Annotated in this window: 17 protein-coding genes; 8 read left to right on the forward strand and 9 right to left on the reverse strand. The window is 63.9% G+C overall.

Annotated features, from left to right (window positions below):
• Nucleotides 1–16: 16 nt before the first annotated feature.
• The 3 genes from IEX64_RS00730 to xseA are packed head-to-tail and all read right to left on the reverse strand — an operon-like array spanning nt 17 to nt 2,642.
• Nucleotides 17–910, reverse strand: coding sequence for a M23 family metallopeptidase (locus IEX64_RS00730; protein ID WP_188817249.1), 894 nt, complete (start codon nt 908–910; stop codon nt 17–19).
• Entirely contained in the window at nt 907–1,110 is a 204-nt protein-coding gene (locus tag IEX64_RS00735; RefSeq protein ID WP_188817251.1) for a DUF2093 domain-containing protein, read from the reverse strand. Before IEX64_RS00735 ends, IEX64_RS00730 begins: the two co-directional genes overlap by 4 nt.
• 26 nt (nt 1,111–1,136) lie before the next feature.
• Nucleotides 1,137–2,642: an exodeoxyribonuclease VII large subunit gene (xseA, locus tag IEX64_RS00740; RefSeq protein WP_229709990.1), complete on the reverse strand. Its 1,506-nt coding sequence runs from the start codon at nt 2,640–2,642 to the stop codon at nt 1,137–1,139.
• Here xseA and purD point away from each other — a divergent pair, their 5' ends adjacent.
• A complete protein-coding gene (purD, locus tag IEX64_RS00745) occupies nt 2,643–3,926 on the forward strand; it encodes a phosphoribosylamine--glycine ligase (protein WP_188817255.1) in 1,284 nt (427 codons plus the stop codon). It begins immediately after the preceding gene.
• The gene (locus IEX64_RS00750; protein ID WP_188817257.1) at nt 3,919–4,473 is read left to right on the forward strand and encodes a hypothetical protein; all 555 of its coding nucleotides are present in this window, start codon (nt 3,919–3,921) and stop codon (nt 4,471–4,473) included. The genes purD and IEX64_RS00750 overlap by 8 nt, the downstream gene beginning before the upstream one ends.
• Here the strand turns inward: IEX64_RS00750 and IEX64_RS00755 are convergent.
• A complete protein-coding gene (locus IEX64_RS00755; protein WP_229709991.1) occupies nt 4,467–4,970 on the reverse strand; it encodes a 3'-5' exonuclease in 504 nt (167 codons plus the stop codon). The two genes, IEX64_RS00750 and IEX64_RS00755, sit on opposite strands and share 7 nt — an antisense overlap.
• A gap of 47 nt (nt 4,971–5,017) precedes the next feature.
• Complete coding sequence (locus IEX64_RS00760) at nt 5,018–6,013, reverse strand: adenosine kinase (protein WP_188817259.1); 996 nt, start codon at nt 6,011–6,013, stop codon at nt 5,018–5,020.
• 131 nt (nt 6,014–6,144) lie between these two features.
• Here IEX64_RS00760 and IEX64_RS00765 point away from each other — a divergent pair, with 131 nt between their 5' ends.
• On the forward strand, nt 6,145–6,576 hold the full coding sequence (locus IEX64_RS00765) for a hypothetical protein (RefSeq protein WP_229709992.1): 432 nt from the start codon (nt 6,145–6,147) through the stop codon (nt 6,574–6,576).
• Nucleotides 6,577–6,650: 74 nt separating this feature from the next.
• On the forward strand, nt 6,651–7,595 hold the full coding sequence (locus IEX64_RS00770; protein ID WP_188817261.1) for a hypothetical protein: 945 nt from the start codon (nt 6,651–6,653) through the stop codon (nt 7,593–7,595).
• A 48-nt stretch (nt 7,596–7,643) separates the two neighbouring features.
• Here IEX64_RS00770 and IEX64_RS00775 read toward each other — a convergent pair whose 3' ends face one another.
• From IEX64_RS00775 to IEX64_RS00790, 4 genes are all read right to left on the reverse strand, one after another.
• The gene (locus IEX64_RS00775; RefSeq protein WP_188817263.1) at nt 7,644–9,329 is read right to left on the reverse strand and encodes an AMP-binding protein; all 1,686 of its coding nucleotides are present in this window, start codon (nt 9,327–9,329) and stop codon (nt 7,644–7,646) included.
• A gap of 99 nt (nt 9,330–9,428) precedes the next feature.
• Complete coding sequence (locus tag IEX64_RS00780) at nt 9,429–10,136, reverse strand: DUF1013 domain-containing protein (RefSeq protein WP_188817265.1); 708 nt, start codon at nt 10,134–10,136, stop codon at nt 9,429–9,431.
• A gap of 131 nt (nt 10,137–10,267) precedes the next feature.
• A complete protein-coding gene (locus IEX64_RS00785) occupies nt 10,268–10,882 on the reverse strand; it encodes a glutathione S-transferase family protein (protein WP_188817267.1) in 615 nt (204 codons plus the stop codon).
• A 24-nt stretch (nt 10,883–10,906) separates the two neighbouring features.
• A complete protein-coding gene (locus IEX64_RS00790; RefSeq protein ID WP_188817269.1) occupies nt 10,907–11,908 on the reverse strand; it encodes an NAD(P)H-quinone oxidoreductase in 1,002 nt (333 codons plus the stop codon).
• 88 nt (nt 11,909–11,996) lie between these two features.
• Here IEX64_RS00790 and IEX64_RS00795 point away from each other — a divergent pair, with 88 nt between their 5' ends.
• The 4 genes from IEX64_RS00795 (at nt 11,997) to IEX64_RS00810 (ending at nt 17,563) form a co-directional block, all read left to right on the forward strand.
• Nucleotides 11,997–12,215 carry a DUF1192 domain-containing protein gene (locus tag IEX64_RS00795; RefSeq protein ID WP_188817271.1) on the forward strand — a complete coding sequence of 73 codons (219 nt, stop codon included), beginning with the start codon at nt 11,997–11,999 and terminating at the stop codon, nt 12,213–12,215.
• A gap of 134 nt (nt 12,216–12,349) precedes the next feature.
• Nucleotides 12,350–14,728, forward strand: coding sequence for an ATP-dependent Clp protease ATP-binding subunit ClpA (clpA, locus tag IEX64_RS00800; RefSeq protein ID WP_188817273.1), 2,379 nt, complete (start codon nt 12,350–12,352; stop codon nt 14,726–14,728).
• A gap of 75 nt (nt 14,729–14,803) precedes the next feature.
• Nucleotides 14,804–15,808, forward strand: a complete 1,005-nt coding sequence (locus IEX64_RS00805; RefSeq protein WP_188817275.1) for a ligase-associated DNA damage response exonuclease — start codon at nt 14,804–14,806, stop codon at nt 15,806–15,808.
• Nucleotides 15,809–15,970: 162 nt separating this feature from the next.
• Nucleotides 15,971–17,563, forward strand: a complete 1,593-nt coding sequence (locus IEX64_RS00810) for a cisplatin damage response ATP-dependent DNA ligase (RefSeq protein WP_188817277.1) — start codon at nt 15,971–15,973, stop codon at nt 17,561–17,563.
• Nucleotides 17,564–17,620 lie beyond the last annotated feature (57 nt).

Consider the following 17,620-nt stretch of genomic DNA (forward strand, 5'->3'; position numbering starts at 1 on the left):
AAGCCTTTCCGGGGCTTCAGTTCATGGGGCCTGTGAAAAGCAAGGGATCGAGCCGGTCCTTTTCCCACTTGATGGACCAGTGCAGGTGCGGACCGGTGGCGCGGCCACTCATGCCGATCTTGCCGATGACCTGCCCCTGCTTCACGTGATCGCCTTCCTTCACGAGGATCTGCGAACAGTGCAGGAATGCGCTGTTGAGACCCATGCCATGATCGATCATCAGCAGATTGCCTTCGAGCGTGAAAGGCTTATCCGCAACGAGCGTCACGACACCGTCTGCCGGTGCAACGAAGGGACTTCCACCCTTGCCAGTGGTGATGTCGATGCCCGAGTGATAGCTGCCGGGTTCGCCGCGATAGATGCGCTGCGACCCGAAGCGCCCGGAAATGCGGCCTTCCACCGGCCAGATGAACGTCTGGCGCCAACCCTGCGCATCGCTGCGAATCGCCCGCGCGGCATGGATCCGGGCAAGCTCCGGTCGGCGCAGCTTCATGAAGGCCTCGGAAGGCCCTCCGGACCTGCGCGCGATGTTTACACGCTCGATGTTCCAGGCACGCGGCGTGACATCCAGCGTCTGCCGGGTCAAGGCACCGTCTATCGTCGTGATCGTGAGCGTGGCATGCGGGCCGGCATCACGATCGAACGCCGCAAACCAGGCACCGTCAGCCGCCAGCGGGACATCCTGCCCATCAAGCGACAAAGCCTTGACGTCTGCGGGTGCCTTGCCGCGAATCCAGCCGCCTTGCGTCAATTCGCCGGAAAATGTCAGAGGCGCGGCGCGCAGTCCCGGCGTCGCAGCATGGGCTGAATCACGCCCTCCGAACGGCACGCCAGCGACGGCCCCCGCGAGGCAAAGCACTGCGAGCCCGCCAACCGCGAGCGATGCGATAGACACTTTGGGGAGCGTCATGCCTGCTCCAGCAGGCGCCGGGTGGCGATCTCCGCGGAGGCATAGGCTTCCTGCCGACCGACACTCCAGTAGCGAAGGGCCTCCAGCGAGATCTTCTCGCCGGTGACGGCGCATTCCACGAAGTGGCCGGGGCTGAGCACCCGGAAGCCGTTGGGACCATAACTGAGAGTTGCGGGACGATCAGCGGAAGACATGAGCATGCAAAGTACCTAGCAGAGCGGTGCAATCAGAACAAATCGCCCTGCCGCGGCTCATCGGCCTTCGGTCGCGCCGGTTTGCGCGCGGGGGGCGTCGGGGTTGCTGTCTGCGGCATCGTGCCTGAACCGACCGTGACCGGCAGTTTCCCATCCCGGAATTCGAGTACCAGCGAAGCTTCCTGTTCCGCCCGCTCCCGACTGGTGAGCGCCTGACCGTTCGTGTCGGTAACCAGAGCATAGCCCCGCAGCAGCGGCAGGCGCGGATCGAGCTGGGGGAGAACGCGGGCTACCGGTGCGAGACTGTCGCGCGCCTGCACCCAGCGCCACGTGAGCAGGCGCGACGTCAGCCCGGCATGCGCGAGCCGGTCCCGGCTGGCTTGAACGCGCTGGCGCAGCAAGGGCAGTGACAGCTTCGCTGCCGTACCGCTCAAACGTTCGCGCTTGCTGCGCTCCTGATCTTGCAGGCCCCGACGCAGCCGCTCGGAAAGCTCGTCGAGCTTCTGGACCTTCGCGGCCAGGATGGCGTCCGGCTTCGGCAGACGCTGGACACGGGCTTCCAGCCGCTCGCGGCCCAGAGTGACGGGACGCAGCGCACAGCGGCGCTTGCGCAAGGCCAGTTCGTCGAGCTGGGCCATGAGTTCGGCGCGCACCGGGACCGCCATCTCTGCTGCGGCGGTCGGCGTCGGGGCGCGACGGTCGGCAGCGTAATCGCAAAGCGTAGTGTCGGTTTCATGCCCGACAGCGGAAATCACCGGAATCGACGATTCCGCGACCGCCCGCACGACCGCTTCTTCATTGAAGCCCCAAAGGTCCTCGATCGAGCCGCCGCCACGTGCCACGATCACGACGTCCGGCCGCGGGATAGCCCCGCCGGGCGTAATCGCCGAAAAACCGCGCACGGCATTGGCTACCTGCTGGGCGGCGCCTTCGCCCTGCACCAGCACCGGCCAGACCAGCACCCGGCTGGGGAAGCGGTCGGCAAGGCGGTGCAGAATGTCGCGGATAACGGCACCCGTGGGTGACGTCACGACGCCGATCACGGTCGGCAGGAACGGCAGGGCGCGCTTGCGCTCGGGCGCGAAGAGACCTTCGGCTGCCAGCCGGGCACGGAGCTTTTCGAGCAGGGCGAGCAATGCGCCCTCGCCGGCGATCTCCATCGATTCGATGACGATCTGGTACTTCGAGCGGCCCGGATAGGTGGTCAGCTTACCCGAGACGATGACTTCCAGACCGTCTTCGGGCCGAAACGCGAGACGCTGGGCGCCGCCGCGCCACATGACCCCGTCGATCACTGCCTTCTCGTCCTTGAGTGCGCAGTAAAGGTGTCCTGAAGCTGCCCGTTTGACGCCGGACAGCTCGCCGCGAAGGCGCACGAAACCAAAGCGTTCTTCCACCGTGCGCTTGAGCAGCGAAGAAATCTCGCTGATGGAAAGCGGGGCGGCGTTGTCCCCGGCAGCCTGCTTCGCTACCAGCCCCCCCGAACGACCGTTTCCATATTCGTCGTCATCGAAAGACTGACCGAAAGGCTGAGGCAAATGAACATCCTTCTTCTGGGCTCGGGCGGCCGCGAACATGCGCTGGCCTGGAAGCTGGCGCAATCCCCGCTCTGCGACACATTGTGGGCTGCCCCCGGTAATCCGGGTATCGCCGAACATGCAACATGCGTGGCGCTGGATGCCACCGATCATGCGGCGGTACTGGCCTTTTGCGAGGAAAAGGTGATCGGCCTGATCGTGATCGGTCCCGAGGCCCCGCTGGTCGATGGGCTTGCCGATTCGCTGCGCGACAAGGGCTTTGCCGTGTTCGGCCCGAGCAAGGCGGCCGCCCAGCTTGAAGGGTCGAAGGGTTTCACCAAGGACCTGTGCGCCCGCGCCAATATCCCCACCGGCGGCTACGAACGCGTGGCCAATGAAGCCGATGCCATGGCGGCCCTGCAGAAATTCGGCGCCCCGGTCGTCATCAAGGCTGACGGGCTTGCCGCGGGCAAGGGTGTGACGGTCGCGATGACCATGCCCGAAGCCGAAGAAGCGGTGCGCGATATCTTCGCCGGCCGCTTCGGAGAGGCCGGCGCCGAAGCGGTGATCGAGGAGTTTCTCGAAGGCGAAGAAGCCAGCTTCTTCGCCCTCACCGACGGCTCCACCATCGTGCCCTTCGCGTCCGCCCAGGACCACAAGCGTGTCGGGGACGGCGATACCGGCCCGAACACCGGAGGCATGGGCGCTTACAGCCCGGCCCCTGTTCTGACTGCGGATCTGGCCGGCGAAGCGATGACGCGGATCATAGCGCCGACCGTTAAAACGCTGGCAGACGAAGGCATGCCCTATTCGGGCGTCCTGTTCCTGGGCCTCATGCTCACCCGCGAAGGTCCGAAGCTGATCGAGTACAATTGCCGTTTCGGCGATCCCGAGTGCCAGGTCATGCTGCTGCGGCTCGAATCGGACCTTGTCGAACTGCTCCACGCCTGTGCCGAATATCGCCTGGGATCGATCCAGCCGCCGCGCTTTGCCGATGATACGGCGCTGACCGTGGTCATGGCGGCCAAGGGTTATCCCGGCACGCCGGAAAAGGGCGGATCGATAGAGGGCATTGCCGAGGCCGAGGCCGGCGGCGCCAAGGTCTTCCACGCCGGTACTGCCATCAAGGACGGAAAGCTGGTTGCCAACGGTGGCCGGGTTCTCAATGTCACGGCGCGCGGCGAGTCCGTGACCGAGGCCCAGCGCAAGGCCTATGCGGCCGTGGACGCCATCGACTTCCCGACCGGTTTCAGCCGCCGCGATATCGGCTGGCGCGAAGTGGCGCGCGAAGCAGGCGATGCTTAAGCACTCCGATGCCATCCTGAAACTGGCGACTGCCCTTGGGGTCCTGCTCGCCGGTGCAGGGGTCGGTTTCTACTACGGTATCTTCCTGCCCTCGCAGGATATCCGCCGCCAGACGCAGGCCATGGCCGAACGCAAATCCGCTGCAGCGGCGCAAAGCCAGGCACTCGTCGAGCAAGCACGGCGCGAAGCGGAAGAAGCGAAACGCAATGCCGAGCACGCCAAGGCGGCGCAGGCCGAGTACAACGACTGCATCGGCTTTGCCGAGATGTCCTACAAGCGGCGCTGGGCAGGGAGTTGCCAGGCCATGCACGATGCGGATGTAGCAGCCTTCGACGATTGCGCGGACAATCTGTTCAGCACCGAACGGGGATGCCGCGCCAAGCATCCGATCCGCCCGGCCAGCGACTGCGCCTTGCCAGCACGAATGGCGCGCGAACTCACCGGTGCGCGCGACACACGCAAACGCGAGTGCCTTGCCAAGCTGCAAGCCGTGCAAGGGAGCGCAAGCCTGCTGGACCAAACAGGCGGCGCCATTTCAGATCAGTAGCTGAGACCCTCGGGCGGCTGGTCGAGCAGCAGCTTGACGACCATGGCCAGCCGCTTTGCGTCCTCGCGGGCGAGGTGCTCCTTGGGCAGCCTGTTCTTTGCCTCGTCAAGCGCGGATACGACCTGGGCACGGGTGTAGCCGCGCTTCTTTATGAACTCACCGAGGTAATGCACCGGAAACGGGACCTGTGAGCCTGCGGCGTGACACAACACTTCCAGCCAGTACTGATCGAGATCGGCATCGGCATAGACGTTGCAGTCATGCACGAACTCGCTCATTTCGGCGACGACTTGCGTAAGCGGCAAGCCTTTCTCTTCGAGCAGGTCGCGGCTTATGCCGTGGAGCTTTTCGGCCTCTTCCGACCAGTCCCAGTATTTCCAGGCATCGGCAGGCCGGATCAGCCAGGCGCGGCTGTCCCCGTCCGTCCGGGCGATGGCGACTTCGATGGGGAAGGACTGCCCGTATTCGGGCAGGCAGCTCGCTTCGAAGTCGATCAACGCCGGACAGGTAATATCAAGTCTCCCTTATGCACCTCAATGGCCGCTCATCCCATGCGTTCGGCGACGAAAGCCTTGAGATCCTTCTCGGCGCGCGCGCCGTAGTGCGAGATGATTTCGCTGGCGCATATCGCCCCCATCCGCAGGCAATCGGCCGTCGGCTTGCCGCGAACATGCCCGAACAGGAAACCGGCGGCGAACAGGTCGCCGGCACCCGTGGTGTCGACCACCTTGTCGATCGGCTCCGCGGCTACTTCGCTACGCTCGCCATTTTCGACCGCGACCGCACCATCCGCGCTGCGCGTGACGACAAGCGTGGGGATCTTCGGCGCCAAGGCAGCAAGGCCGGCTTCGAAGTCCTCTTTCTGGGTAAGCGCCGCCATTTCGTGCTCGTTGCAGAACAGCACGTCGATCTCGCCGCCATCGATCAGCTCGATGAAGTCGTCGCGGTGCCGGTCGATCACAAAAGTTTCGGAAGGGGTGAAAGCAACCTTGCGGCCTGCCCGGCGCGCTGCCGCGATCGCCTTGCGCATGGCCGCACGCGGTTCTTCCGGATCCCACAGGTATCCTTCGAGGTAGAGCACCGCGGCATCCGCAATCACGGTTTCGTCCAGCGCTTCGGGCGGAAGATGCTGCGAGGCGCCGAGAAATGTGTTCATCGTACGCTGACCGTCGGGCGTCACGAAGATCAGACAACGCGCCGTCGGCGGATCGCCGGCGCGCGCCGGGACCGAGAACTGGATGCCAGCAGAGCGGATGTCGTGCGAAAAGACGTCGCCGAGCTGGTCCTGTGCCACCTGCCCGATAAAGCCGCACTTGGCCCCGAGCATGGCGAGACCGGCGAGCGTATTGGCTGCCGAACCGCCGGAAATTTCGCGCGCGGGGCCCATGGCATCGTAAAGGCTGCGCGCCTGATCGGTATCGATGAGCATCATGCCGCCACGGGCGAGACCCAGTTCGTCTATCAGGCTGTCCTCGCAGTTCGCGATGACGTCGATAATGGCATTGCCGATGGCAATGACGTCCAGGGTCGGTTGCGTCATGGGGGTAGTGTCCTTGAATTGCCGTGAAATGCAATGGCCGCGAGTAGCGTGCGGCTCGCCGCTCCGCAACCGTGCGCCATCAAAGCTGCCGTTGACAGGACTCCACAGCCGGGCAATGCGAGAGGCCGATCATGAATACCTTGCGACCCACCATCCACCGTATGCGCGCACCGCTGGCCGCCTGTTCCCTTGCCCTGCTGCTCAGCGCATGCGCTGGCGGTGTGGCCAGCACGCAGCGCCCCTCGGCAGGCGTACCCGCCGTACGCCAGCCGACGCGTACCGCACCGCGCGATCCGCAATTCCAGTCCGGCCCCGGGCTGGAAGGGGTGATCGGTGCCACGCAGAGGCAGCTGGTCCGCCAGTTCGGCGATCCCCGCCTGGATGTCTGGGAAGGAGACGCCCGCAAGCTGCAGTTCACCGGGACCCCCTGCGTTCTGGACATCTATCTCTATCCCACATCGCGCTCGCGCGAGCCGCTGGCGACCTATGTCGATGCCCGACGCGCGTCCGATGGGCAGGATGTCGACCGCGCCGCCTGCATCGCCGCGCTCAAGCAGGGATAACGAGGCGTTTAACGCCAAATTAGAGGTATTCTGCCACTCGATTCCCGACGATCCTTGTCGGGAGCCGCAATACGATGAGCATGCATTTCAGCAAAATCGCCGAACAGGCGCTTGCCGATGGCGAGATCTGTGGCGACGACGTCCTGTCGCTGCGCCGGGCCGGCTGGGCCAACGGCCGGATCGATCCGGATCAGGCGGATGTGATTTTCGCCATCAACGGCCGGCTGGACATGCCGAGCGCCGAGTGGACCGATTTCTTTATCGAGGCCATCGGCGAATACGTGGTCAACCAGCTTGAACCGCGCGGCTATCTGACCGAGGGCAATGCGGACTGGCTGATTACGCACATCGAGCGCGACGGCCGGTTGCACTCGATCACCGAACTCGAATTGCTGGTGCGTGTTTTCGAAAAAGCCCTGAACGTGCCCGAGGCCCTGCGCGCCTACGCCCTGCGCCAGGTTGAGGAATCGGTCGTTAGCGGTGTCGGCCCGACCCGCTGCGGCGGCGAACTCGCAGCCGGAAACGTCACGCAGGCAGAAGCGCGCATCATGCGCCGCATTCTCTTCGCATCGGGAAGCGAGCGTCCCGCAGGTGTGAGCCGCCGGGAAGCCGAGCTGCTGTTCCGCATCAAAGACGAAACGCTCGAAGGCGACAACGCGCCCGAATGGAAGCAGCTCTTTGTTCAGGGTGTTGGCAACTACCTGCAGGGCTTCACGTCGCACACACCGCTTTCGCGCGAACGCGCGACACAGCTCGAAGCCTTCATGAACGACCACACCTCCTCGGTGGGCGGTTTCATGGTCCGCGCAGTGCGCAGCATCGGCACGGCCAACGTCAAGGGTGTGATATTCGGCCGCAAGAAAGTCGAAGCGAAGTTCGAAACGCTTATCGAGGCCGCCGTCGAGGTCACCAGGGACGAGAAGACCTGGCTCGACGACCGGATCGAAGCCAACGGCGTGGTCGACGAATACGATCAGGCCCTGCTCCGATTCCTGGCCGAGGACGGCTACCAGCCCTGATATTCAGCGGAACTGCCTGTCTGCGAGGACGATGTCGTCCCCGGCTAATCAGGCTCCGAAGACTTCGGCCTTGAGAGCCTTTCGGTCCAGTTTACCAACCATGGTCCGGGGCAATTCCGCGCGCAGTACGACCTCGTCGACGCGCTCGTGCTTGCCGATACGGGCATTGAGCCAGTCGGCGATCTCATCGGCCTCGGCAACGGTGGCTGGCTGCAACACGACGTAGGCTCGCGGGATTTCACCGTGGTAGTCGTCGGGCGCGCCCAGAACGATCGCTTCCTTGACGTCGGGATGATCGAGCAGGACCTGCTCGATCTGGCTGGGAAAGACCTTGAAACCGCTGACCGCAATCATGTCTTTCGCCCGATCAACGATACACACGTAGCCGTCTTCATCGATCGTCGCGATATCGCCGGTCCGCAACCAGCGCGTACCGTCCCGCTCGACAAATGCCTCTGCAGCCGCTTCCGGACGATTCCAGTAACCCAGCATGACTTGCGGTCCCGAAACCGCCAGCTCGCCGGGCTCATCGGGACCTGCGTCCCGCTGCGGATCCTCCTTGTCGAGCAGCCGTAAGTCGGTTCCCGGCAGGGGATGACCGATAGATCCGGGCCCTTCTCGGCCATCGAACGGATTGGTCGCGACCACTCCAGCCGCCTCGGTAAGGCCGTACCCTTCCACGAGCTTGGCCCCGCTTCCGCGTTCGAACTGCCGCTTCAGCGAGGCCGATAGGGGGGCGCCGCCTGAAATACAGGTAAACAGGCTCGAGAAGTCCGTACGCGCCATGCTCGGATGATCGAGCAGACCCTGGAACATGGTGGGGACCCCCGGCATCGCCGTCGCCTTTACGCGCTGCATCGTCTCCAACACCTGCCCGGGCCGAAAGCGCGGCAGGATCGCAATCATCCCCCCGTTGCAAATCGTACGATTGAGCACGGTCGAATTGGCGAAAACATGGAAGAACGGCAGCACGCCCATGATAACGTCGCGCGCATGGGCATGGGGATCGATGCATTCGATCTGGCGGGCATTGGCCGTAAGGTTCTGGTGCGTGAGCATCGCCCCCTTGGGCGTGCCGGTGGTGCCGCCCGTGTATTGCAGAAGGGCCAGATCGGTAAGCGGATCGATCTCGACCGGTTCTGGATTGTTATCGGCCAGAATTTCCGACCATTCGAAGATGTTCGCGCTCGTGGGGACCGGCACGGTCTCGTCGCGCCGGAACATGCGCAGGCCCAGGCCCTGCCAGAACGGCATCTGCGCCGCCAGCCGCGCCACGACCAGCCATTCGAGATCGGATTTCTGCAGCACCTCTTCGGCCGCTGGCAAAAGGAACGAAACGTCGAGCGTGACCAGCAGGCGCGTGCCAGAACCGGCCACCTGTGCTTTCAGTTCGGCCACGGTATAGAGCGGTGAGAAATTCACCACTGCCGCACCGGTCATCAGAACACCGAAATAAGCGGCGAGATAGGTCGGAACGTTGGGAAGGTAGAGACCGACCCTGTCGCCCTTGCCGATACCGAGAGACTGCAATCCGGCGGCAAAACGCCGTGCCTCTATATCGATCTGACGGTAGGTGAATTCACGGCCGAGAAAGTCGGCGAACACGCGGTCTGCGTAGCGCCCGGCGCTGTCGGCGAACAAGGACGTCATGGAAAGAGGCGCAAAATCCTGCGCCCACGAGCAAGGGTGTGCATAGCTGCTACGCCATGCGCCGGGACCGGTCCTCTTCTCCATACCCACGATAGTGGGCGCAAGACCGGCCCCGGGCAAGCAACTTGTGTTCAGTTGTTAACTTTACCGACAGGTCTAGAACGCGCGGCGCCGGATTCGCGGTTACTCGCCGCGCTCTTCCGCAGCTTCGGCGGCACGCTTGGCTTCGAGCCAGGCGGCGGCCTCTGCTTCCTGTGCGGCTTCGTTGGCGGCCTTGGCGGCAGCTTCACGTTCGGCGCGCAGCTCGTCGATCAGCGCCTGCTTGTCGTCGACCAGACGCTCATCGCCCGGCAGATCGTCCTCGATGCCGGCCTTCTTGGCGGCCTTGGCAACGATCGCGTCGAGTTCACGCTGCGAGCACAGGCCAAGCGTGACCGGATCCTTCGGCGTGATGTTGGCGATGTTCCAGTGCGAACGATCGCGAATGGCACCGATGGTGTTGCGCGTGGTGCCGATCAACTTGCCGATCTGCGCATCCGAAACTTCGGGATGGTTGCGCAGGATCCAGGCGATGCCGTCGGGCTTGTCCTGACGCTTGGAAACCGGGGTATAGCGCGGGCCCTTGGTACGGCTGACGGTGACCGGGGCCTTATGCATCTTGAGCTTGTAGTCGGGGTCGGACTGACCCTTCTCGATCTCTTCCATGGTCAGCTCGCCGGCGCGCACGGGGTCGCGACCGGTGTACTTGCTGGACGCGAGATCGTCGGCCATGGCCTGGACCTCGAGCAGGTGCAGGCCGCAGAACTCGGCGATCTGCTCGAAGCTCAGTGCAGTGTTGTCGACCAGCCAGGAGGCGGTCGCGTGCGGCATCAGCGGAGTGGGCTGGCTCATTCTCTATCTCCGGCGGAAACAATAAGGGCCACCCCTTCGGAGTGGCCGTTCGTGCCCGATTTAGGGAAAGTTTCGGGATTCGGCAAGCAAAAGCCTAGTTTCTTGCGAACCGTCCTGCCGAAACCCGGCCATCAGTCCATCGGCACGTAGCCCGGCAAGCCCGATACGCGCTTCAGCCAGCGGCACACGGCCGGATAGTCGTGCAGGCGGAAACCGCCCGCCTCGCAGACATGGGTGTAGGGATAGAGGGCGATATCGGCCAAAGTCGCACCCTTGCCAACGAACCAGTCACGCTCGGCAAGATGCTCATCCATTACCGCCAAAGCCGCTTCGCCGCCGGCGCGCTTGGCCATGATCTGGTCTTTCTGAAAGCGCGACAGGTTCGATTCGCCCACGAACATCAGCCAGAAGCGCAAGGTCGCGATGTTCGGCTCATGGCTGTATTGTTCGAAGAACATCCAGCGCAGCATATCGGCACGCTGGAAAGCATCGGTTGGCATCAGCGCAGAGCTTTCCGCGAGATACCAGCAGGCGGCATTGCTTTCGGGCAGAAACCGGTCGCCGATCTGCAGCACCGGAATGCGTCCCGTGGCATTCACGCTCTGCAGGAATTCGGGCCGGCGCGTATCGCCCTTCATGATGTCGTACTGAACGCGCTTGACGCGCTTGCCCAGCAGGGCCGCCGTGAGCCGGATCTTGTAACAGTTCCCGCTGCGCGGGTCTTCGTGAAGGGTCAGGGCATCCATGCGCAGTTCATCGCATGAGTGACCTCACACCTCCAGCACGATCTTGCCGATATGATCGCCGGCTTCCATGCGCGCGTGGGCCGCAGCGGCATCCGCCAAGGGGAAGCGCGCATCCATGATCGGCCGCAAGGCCCCACTTTCCACGAGAGGCCAGGCGTTGGCGAGGATTTCCTGCGCCAGCAGCGCCTTGAACTCGTCCGAGCGCGGCCGCAGCGTCGATCCGGTCAGCGTGTAGCGCCGGCTCATCACGACGGCCATGTTGATCTCGGCCTTGGCACCGCCCTGAACGGCAATGGTGACATGGCGCCCGTCCATAGCGAGGCACTTGAGATTGCGCGCGACATAGCTGCCCGCGACCATATCCAGCACAAGGTTCACGCCCTTGCCGCCGGTGAGCCGCGCGACCTCTTCCACGAAGTCGGTGGCTTTGTAGTCGATGGCTTGCGCCGCGCCGATCTTCAGCGCCTCGGCACATTTTTCCGGCGATCCGCACGTCACGATCACGTCGATGCCGAAATGCCTACCCAGCATGATCGCCATGGTGCCGATGCCGCTGGTGCCGCCATGGACAAGGATGGTCTCGCCTTCGCGGGCATAGCCGCGCTCGAAGACATTGTGCCAGACGGTGAAGAGCGTTTCGGGCAAGGCGGCAGCGGAATCGAGCGGCATGCCGTCCGGAACAGGGAGGCAGTGGCCGGCCTTGGCGAGGCAATACTGCGCATAGCCGCCGCCTGACACCAGAGCGCAAACCTCCTGCCCGACGGCCAGTTCGCTCACCCCTTCGCCAAGTACCGCGACGATGCCTGCAACCTCGAGGCCGGGGATCGGCGACGCGCCCGGCGGCGGCGGATAGTTGCCCTTGCGCTGCACGACATCGGGCCGGTTAACGCCCGCAAATGCCACCTTGATCAGCACTTCCCCCGGACCGGGCCGGGGAAGCGACAATGTCACGGGTTTAAGGACGTCCGGATCGCCCGGCGTCTCGAACCCGACTGCAGTCATGGTTGCGGGAAGATTAGCTAACATGAATTCTCTGTTGCCACACAGTGCCAGTGGAGGGGAACTCTTTTCCGGGCATTGACAGCAGAGAATTACAGTCCGATGCTGCACTGCAATGGACGAGGACGATCGACCGCGGCGGCGGTCGCCCGAGAGTAATCTCGGTGCCGCCAGCCTTCTCGCCAGCGAAAGCCTGGAGCGCTATTCGCTGGACGAACTGGATGCACGCATCGTTTTGCTCGAAACCGAGGTCGTCCGCATCCGCGCCCACCGCGACAAGTCCTCTGCGCACATGGCCGCTGCCGAAGCGCTGTTCAGGCCAAAGACAACGTGAACCGGCCAAGGTTCGCCTCGTTGCCCGTAGCGGCACCTCGCATCCGCCCTGAGCGTTCCTATATGTTTCTTAAACCCTGCTCCGCCCACACACTCCCCCAAGGAGAGTCCTTCCTCCCAATGAAAGTGTCCTAAATGCCAAGTTTCGCGCAAAGCCTAGAAAAGACCCTGCACTCGGCCCTGTCTCACGCGTCTGAGCGGAGCCACGAATACGCGACGCTCGAGCACCTCCTGCTCGCGCTGATCGACGATGCGGACGCAGCCCAGGTCATGCAGGCTTGCGGCGTGGACCTTGGCGATCTCGGCGATGTCGTGCGCCAGTATCTCGACCAGGAATACCAGTCGCTCAAGACCGAGGAAAAGGGCGATCCGGCCCCGACCGCCGGCTTCCAGCGCGTAATCCAGCGGGCCATCCTCCACGTCCAGTCTTCCGGCAAGGACACGGTGACCGGCGCCAACGTGCTGGTAGCCCTGTTCTCCGAACGCGATTCTTATGCCGTGTATTTCCTGCAGCAGCAGGACATGAGCCGTCTGGATGCCGTCAGCTACATCAGCCATGGCATCGGCAAGGGCGGCAAGCGCATCGAGGACCGCAGCCCCAAGGGCAACGAGGACGGCGCCTCGCCGCAGGAAGACAAGGCCGAAACCAAGGGCGCGGGCAGCAAGAAGGACTCCGCGCTCGACCAGTTCTGCGTCAACCTCAACGAGAAGGCACTCGCGGGTAAGGTCGACCCGCTGATCGGCCGCGGCCCCGAAGTGGACCGCACGATCCAGATCCTGTGCCGCCGTTCCAAGAACAACCCGCTCTATGTGGGTGATCCGGGCGTCGGCAAGACCGCCATTGCCGAGGGTCTGGCCCGCAAGATCGTCGAAGGGGAAGTGCCCGAGGTTCTGTCCGAAGCGGTGATCTACTCGCTCGACATGGGCAGCCTGCTGGCCGGCACCCGCTATCGCGGCGATTTCGAGGAACGCCTCAAGCAGGTCGTCTCCGAACTGGAGAAGATGCCGCACGCGATCCTGTTCATCGACGAGATTCACACCGTGATCGGCGCCGGTGCCACCAGCGGCGGCGCGATGGACGCCTCCAACCTGCTCAAGCCCGCGCTGTCGGGCGGCACGATCCGCTGCATCGGCTCGACCACCTACAAGGAATTCCGCAACCACTTCGAAAAGGACCGCGCGCTGCTGCGCCGGTTCCAGAAGATCGACGTGAACGAACCGACCGTGGAAGACACGATCAAGATCCTGCGCGGCCTGCGCTCGGCTTTCGAGGAACACCACAAGGTCAAGTACACCACCGACGCGATCAAGACCGCCGTCGAGCTTTCGGCGCGCTATATCAACGACCGCAAGCTGCCCGACAAGGCGATCGACGTGATCGACGAAGTGGGCGCGATGCAGATGCTGCTGCCGCCCAGCCGCCGGAAGAAGACCATCGGCGCGCGCGAGATCGAACAGGTCATCGCGACGATGGCCCGCATTCCACCCAAGTCGGTCAGCAAGGACGACAAGAAGGCACTCGAAAACCTCGAGCGTGATCTCAAGCGCGTCGTCTTCGGTCAGGACAAGGCCATCGAGGTGCTCTCGACCGCGATGAAGCTGAGCCGCGCCGGCCTGCGCGATCCGGACAAGCCGATCGGCTCCTTCCTGTTCTCGGGCCCGACCGGTGTCGGCAAGACCGAAGTCGCCAAGCAGCTTGCCGAGATCATGGGCATTCCGATGCAGCGCTTCGACATGTCCGAATATATGGAACGCCACTCGGTCAGTCGCCTGATCGGTGCCCCTCCGGGCTATGTCGGGTTCGACCAGGGCGGTCTGCTTACCGATGCCATCGACCAGCAGCCGCACTGCGTCCTCCTGCTCGACGAGATCGAAAAGGCACACCCGGACCTGTTCAACATCCTCCTGCAGGTGATGGACAACGGCAAGCTGACCGATCACCACGGCAAGACCGTCGATTTCCGCAACGTGGTGCTCATCATGACCACCAACGCGGGCGCGGCGGACATGGCCCGGTCCGGCATCGGCTTCGGCGACGTATCGAAGGCCGACGCGGGCGACGAGGCGGTGAAACAGATGTTCACCCCCGAATTCCGCAACCGTCTCGATGCAATCGTACCCTTCGCCTACCTTGCCAAGGAAACGATCAGCCGCGTCGTGGACAAGTTCATCCTCCAGCTCGAACTGCAGCTGGCCGACCAGAACGTCCACATCCAGTTCGACTCCGATGCCCGCGCATGGCTGGGCGAACGCGGTTACGACCGGCTCTATGGCGCGCGCCCGATGGGCCGCGTGATCCAGGAAAAGGTCAAGCAGCCGCTCGCCGAGGAACTGCTGTTCGGCAAGCTGGCGCTTGGCGGCGAGGTTCATGTCTCGGTTAAGGAAGATGCGCTCAGCTTCGAGCTGACGCCCTCTGCGCCGAAGGTCAGCAAGGCCAAGAAGCGCAAGGCGCCTGCCAAGAAGGCGCCGACCCAGAACACCGGCGAGCAGCCGGAGGAAAGCACCGACGACTGAGCCGCGAAGGCTCCAGTAGTCCGATAACTGCACCATGGGGTGGAACCGGAACGGGTTCCGCCCCATTTTGCTTTCATGCCCCGCGATTTTTCCTGGATCCGGCCAGAGCCCTGGGGGGTCCACGTCGTACCCGCCGATTGCTGGATAGACCCGTCACGCCCCGTCGACCGGGCGCTGGTCACCCATGGCCATGCCGATCACGCGCGCGGCGGTCATGGCAAGACCATGGCGACGCCCGAGACGCTGGCGATCATGAAACTGCGCTACGGCACCGACGAAGGCGCGCTCCCGGTCGCCTATGGTGAAACGCTCAAGTTGCCGGGCGGTGTGTCGGCCACCTGGATTCCCGCTGGACACGTTCTGGGCTCGGCGCAGATCCTGCTCGAACATGCCGGCGAGCGCATCGTCGTCACCGGGGACTTCAAGCGCCGGCCCGATCCGACATGCGCCCCCTTCGCAGTAACCCCTTGCGATGTCCTGATTACCGAGGCGACATTCGGTCTTCCGGTGTTTCGGCATCCTTCTGCTGAACAGGAGATCAGCAAAATTCTCTCGACGCTGGTGGCCAATCCGGAACGCTGCGTCCTCGTCGGCGCCTATGCGCTCGGCAAGGCGCAGCGAGTCATAGCAGAATTGCGCCGCGCGGGACATCGCGATGTGATCTGGATGCATGGCGCCATGGAAAAAATGTGCCGACTTTACGAGGACCACGGCGTGGATCTGGGCGAACTGCGTCTCGTGTCCGATGCGAAAAAGGAGGCGCTGCGCGGCAGCGTGGTGATCGCCCCGCCCTCCGCTCTCAACGACCGCTGGAGCCGCCGCCTACCCGATCCCGTCACCGCCATGGCCTCGGGCTGGATGCGCGTGCGCCAGCGGGCGCGGCAGCGGATGGTCGAATTGCCGCTGGTCATTTCCGACCACGCCGACTGGGACGAGCTCACCCAGACCGTGATCGATGTCGACCCCGGCGAAACCTGGATCACGCATGGACGCGAAGAGGCGATGCTGCGCTGGTGCCAGCTCAACCAGCGACGCGCGAAGGCTCTTGCGCTGGTGGGTTACGAGGATGAGGATGATTGAGTTGGTTCACGCAGAGGCGCAGAGACGCAAAGAGGGCGCGCCTGCGGCAAAGCCGCTTTTTCCTCCGCCCAGCGGACCATTCGCGACCGTAGTGACGAGGAAGGCGCCTTCGGCGCGGCCCTGTTCCTCCGCGTCTCCGCGCCTCTGCGTGAAACCCATTTGATGGAACGCTTCGCCGCCCTCCTCGACGCGCTAGTCTATACCCGCAGCCGCAATGCCAAGCTCAAGCTGCTGGCCGACTACTTGCGCGACACGCCGGATCCCGACCGGGGATGGGCTCTCGCCGCCCTCACCGACGGCCTCGATTTTCCCGCAGTAAAAAGCGCCACCATCCGCAACCTGATGAGTGAGCGCGTCGATCCGGTGCTGTGGACACTAAGCCGCGATTACGTCGGCGATTCTGCCGAAACGGCAAGCCTGCTCTGGCCGGAAAGCGGCGAGGCCCCCTCCCCGCCGACGGTCAGCGAAGCGGTCGACCAACTCTCACGCATGACCCGCGCCAATGTCATGGCCGAACTGCCCAAGCTGCTCGACCGGCTCGATGCCAATGGCCGCTATGCCCTGCTCAAGCTGGCGACAGGCGCCATGCGCATCGGAATTTCCGCAAGGCTGGGCAAGACCGCCTTCGCGCAGGCCTTCGATGTCGCTGTGGAGGATGTCGAGGAGCACTGGCACGGGCAGGAGCCTCCCTATACCGAACTGTTCGCTTGGGCCGCCCATGGCGCCGCGCCCCCGGATACCGAAAACCGCCCGCTGTTCCGCCCGTTCATGCTCGCGCATCCGCTCGAAGAAGCCGAAGTCGACCTGAGCGAGTTTGCCGCAGAGTGGAAATGGGACGGTATCCGTGTGCAGGTCGTACGAGCCGGCGGCGAAACGCGGGTCTATTCGCGCTCGGGCGACGACATTTCCGGTACCTTCCCCGAGATCACGCGGGCGCTCGACGTCGATGCGGTGCTCGATGGCGAATTGCTCGTGCGTGGTAGTCATCAGGGCGGCGAAACGGGTGGTGCCGCCAGTTTCAACGCCCTGCAGCAGCGGCTCGGCCGCAAGACCGTGTCGAAGAAGATGCTGGCTGAATTGCCCGCCTTCGTGCGGCTCTACGATGCGCTGATTGTCGAAGGCGCGGACTTGCGCGGGTTGCCCTGGAGCGCGCGGCGCAAGCGGCTGGAGGCCTTGGCAGGCGATCTCGACCCGGACAGGTTCGATGTATCGCAGATCATAGAGGCCGAGGACTTCGCTGCGCTAGCTGCTTTGCGTGAACGTGCGCGGGACGATGCCATCGAAGGCGTCATGCTCAAGCGCCGCGACAGCCCCTATCTTGCCGGCCGCAAGACCGGGCTTTGGTACAAGTGGAAGCGCGATCCGCTGCTGATCGACTGCGTGCTGATGTATGCCCAGCGCGGATCGGGTAAACGTTCCTCGTTCTATTCGGACTACACCTTCGGCTGCTGGGACGGTGACCCGGATGCGGGCGCCGACCTCCTGCCGGTTGGCAAAGCCTATTTCGGTTTCACCGACGAGGAACTGAAGTGGCTGGACAAGTACGTGCGCAACCACACCGTCGACCGCTTCGGCCCGGTACGCGAAACCGACAAGTCGCTTGTTTTCGAAGTGGCTTTCGATTCCGTCCATGCCAGCAAGCGGCACAAGTCCGGCCTTGCCATGCGCTTTCCCCGCATCAGCCGCATCCGCGCCGACAAGCCCGCGCATGAAGCCGACCGGATCGAGGCTCTCCGCGCCCTCGTCCGCGATTGACCCCGATCAAGGTTCCACGTGAAACGCTTGCGCTAAGGAGGCATCATAAGCCCCCAC

It is taken from the genome of Novosphingobium indicum, from assembly GCF_014645195.1.
GTDB classification, from domain to species: domain Bacteria; phylum Pseudomonadota; class Alphaproteobacteria; order Sphingomonadales; family Sphingomonadaceae; genus Novosphingobium; species Novosphingobium indicum.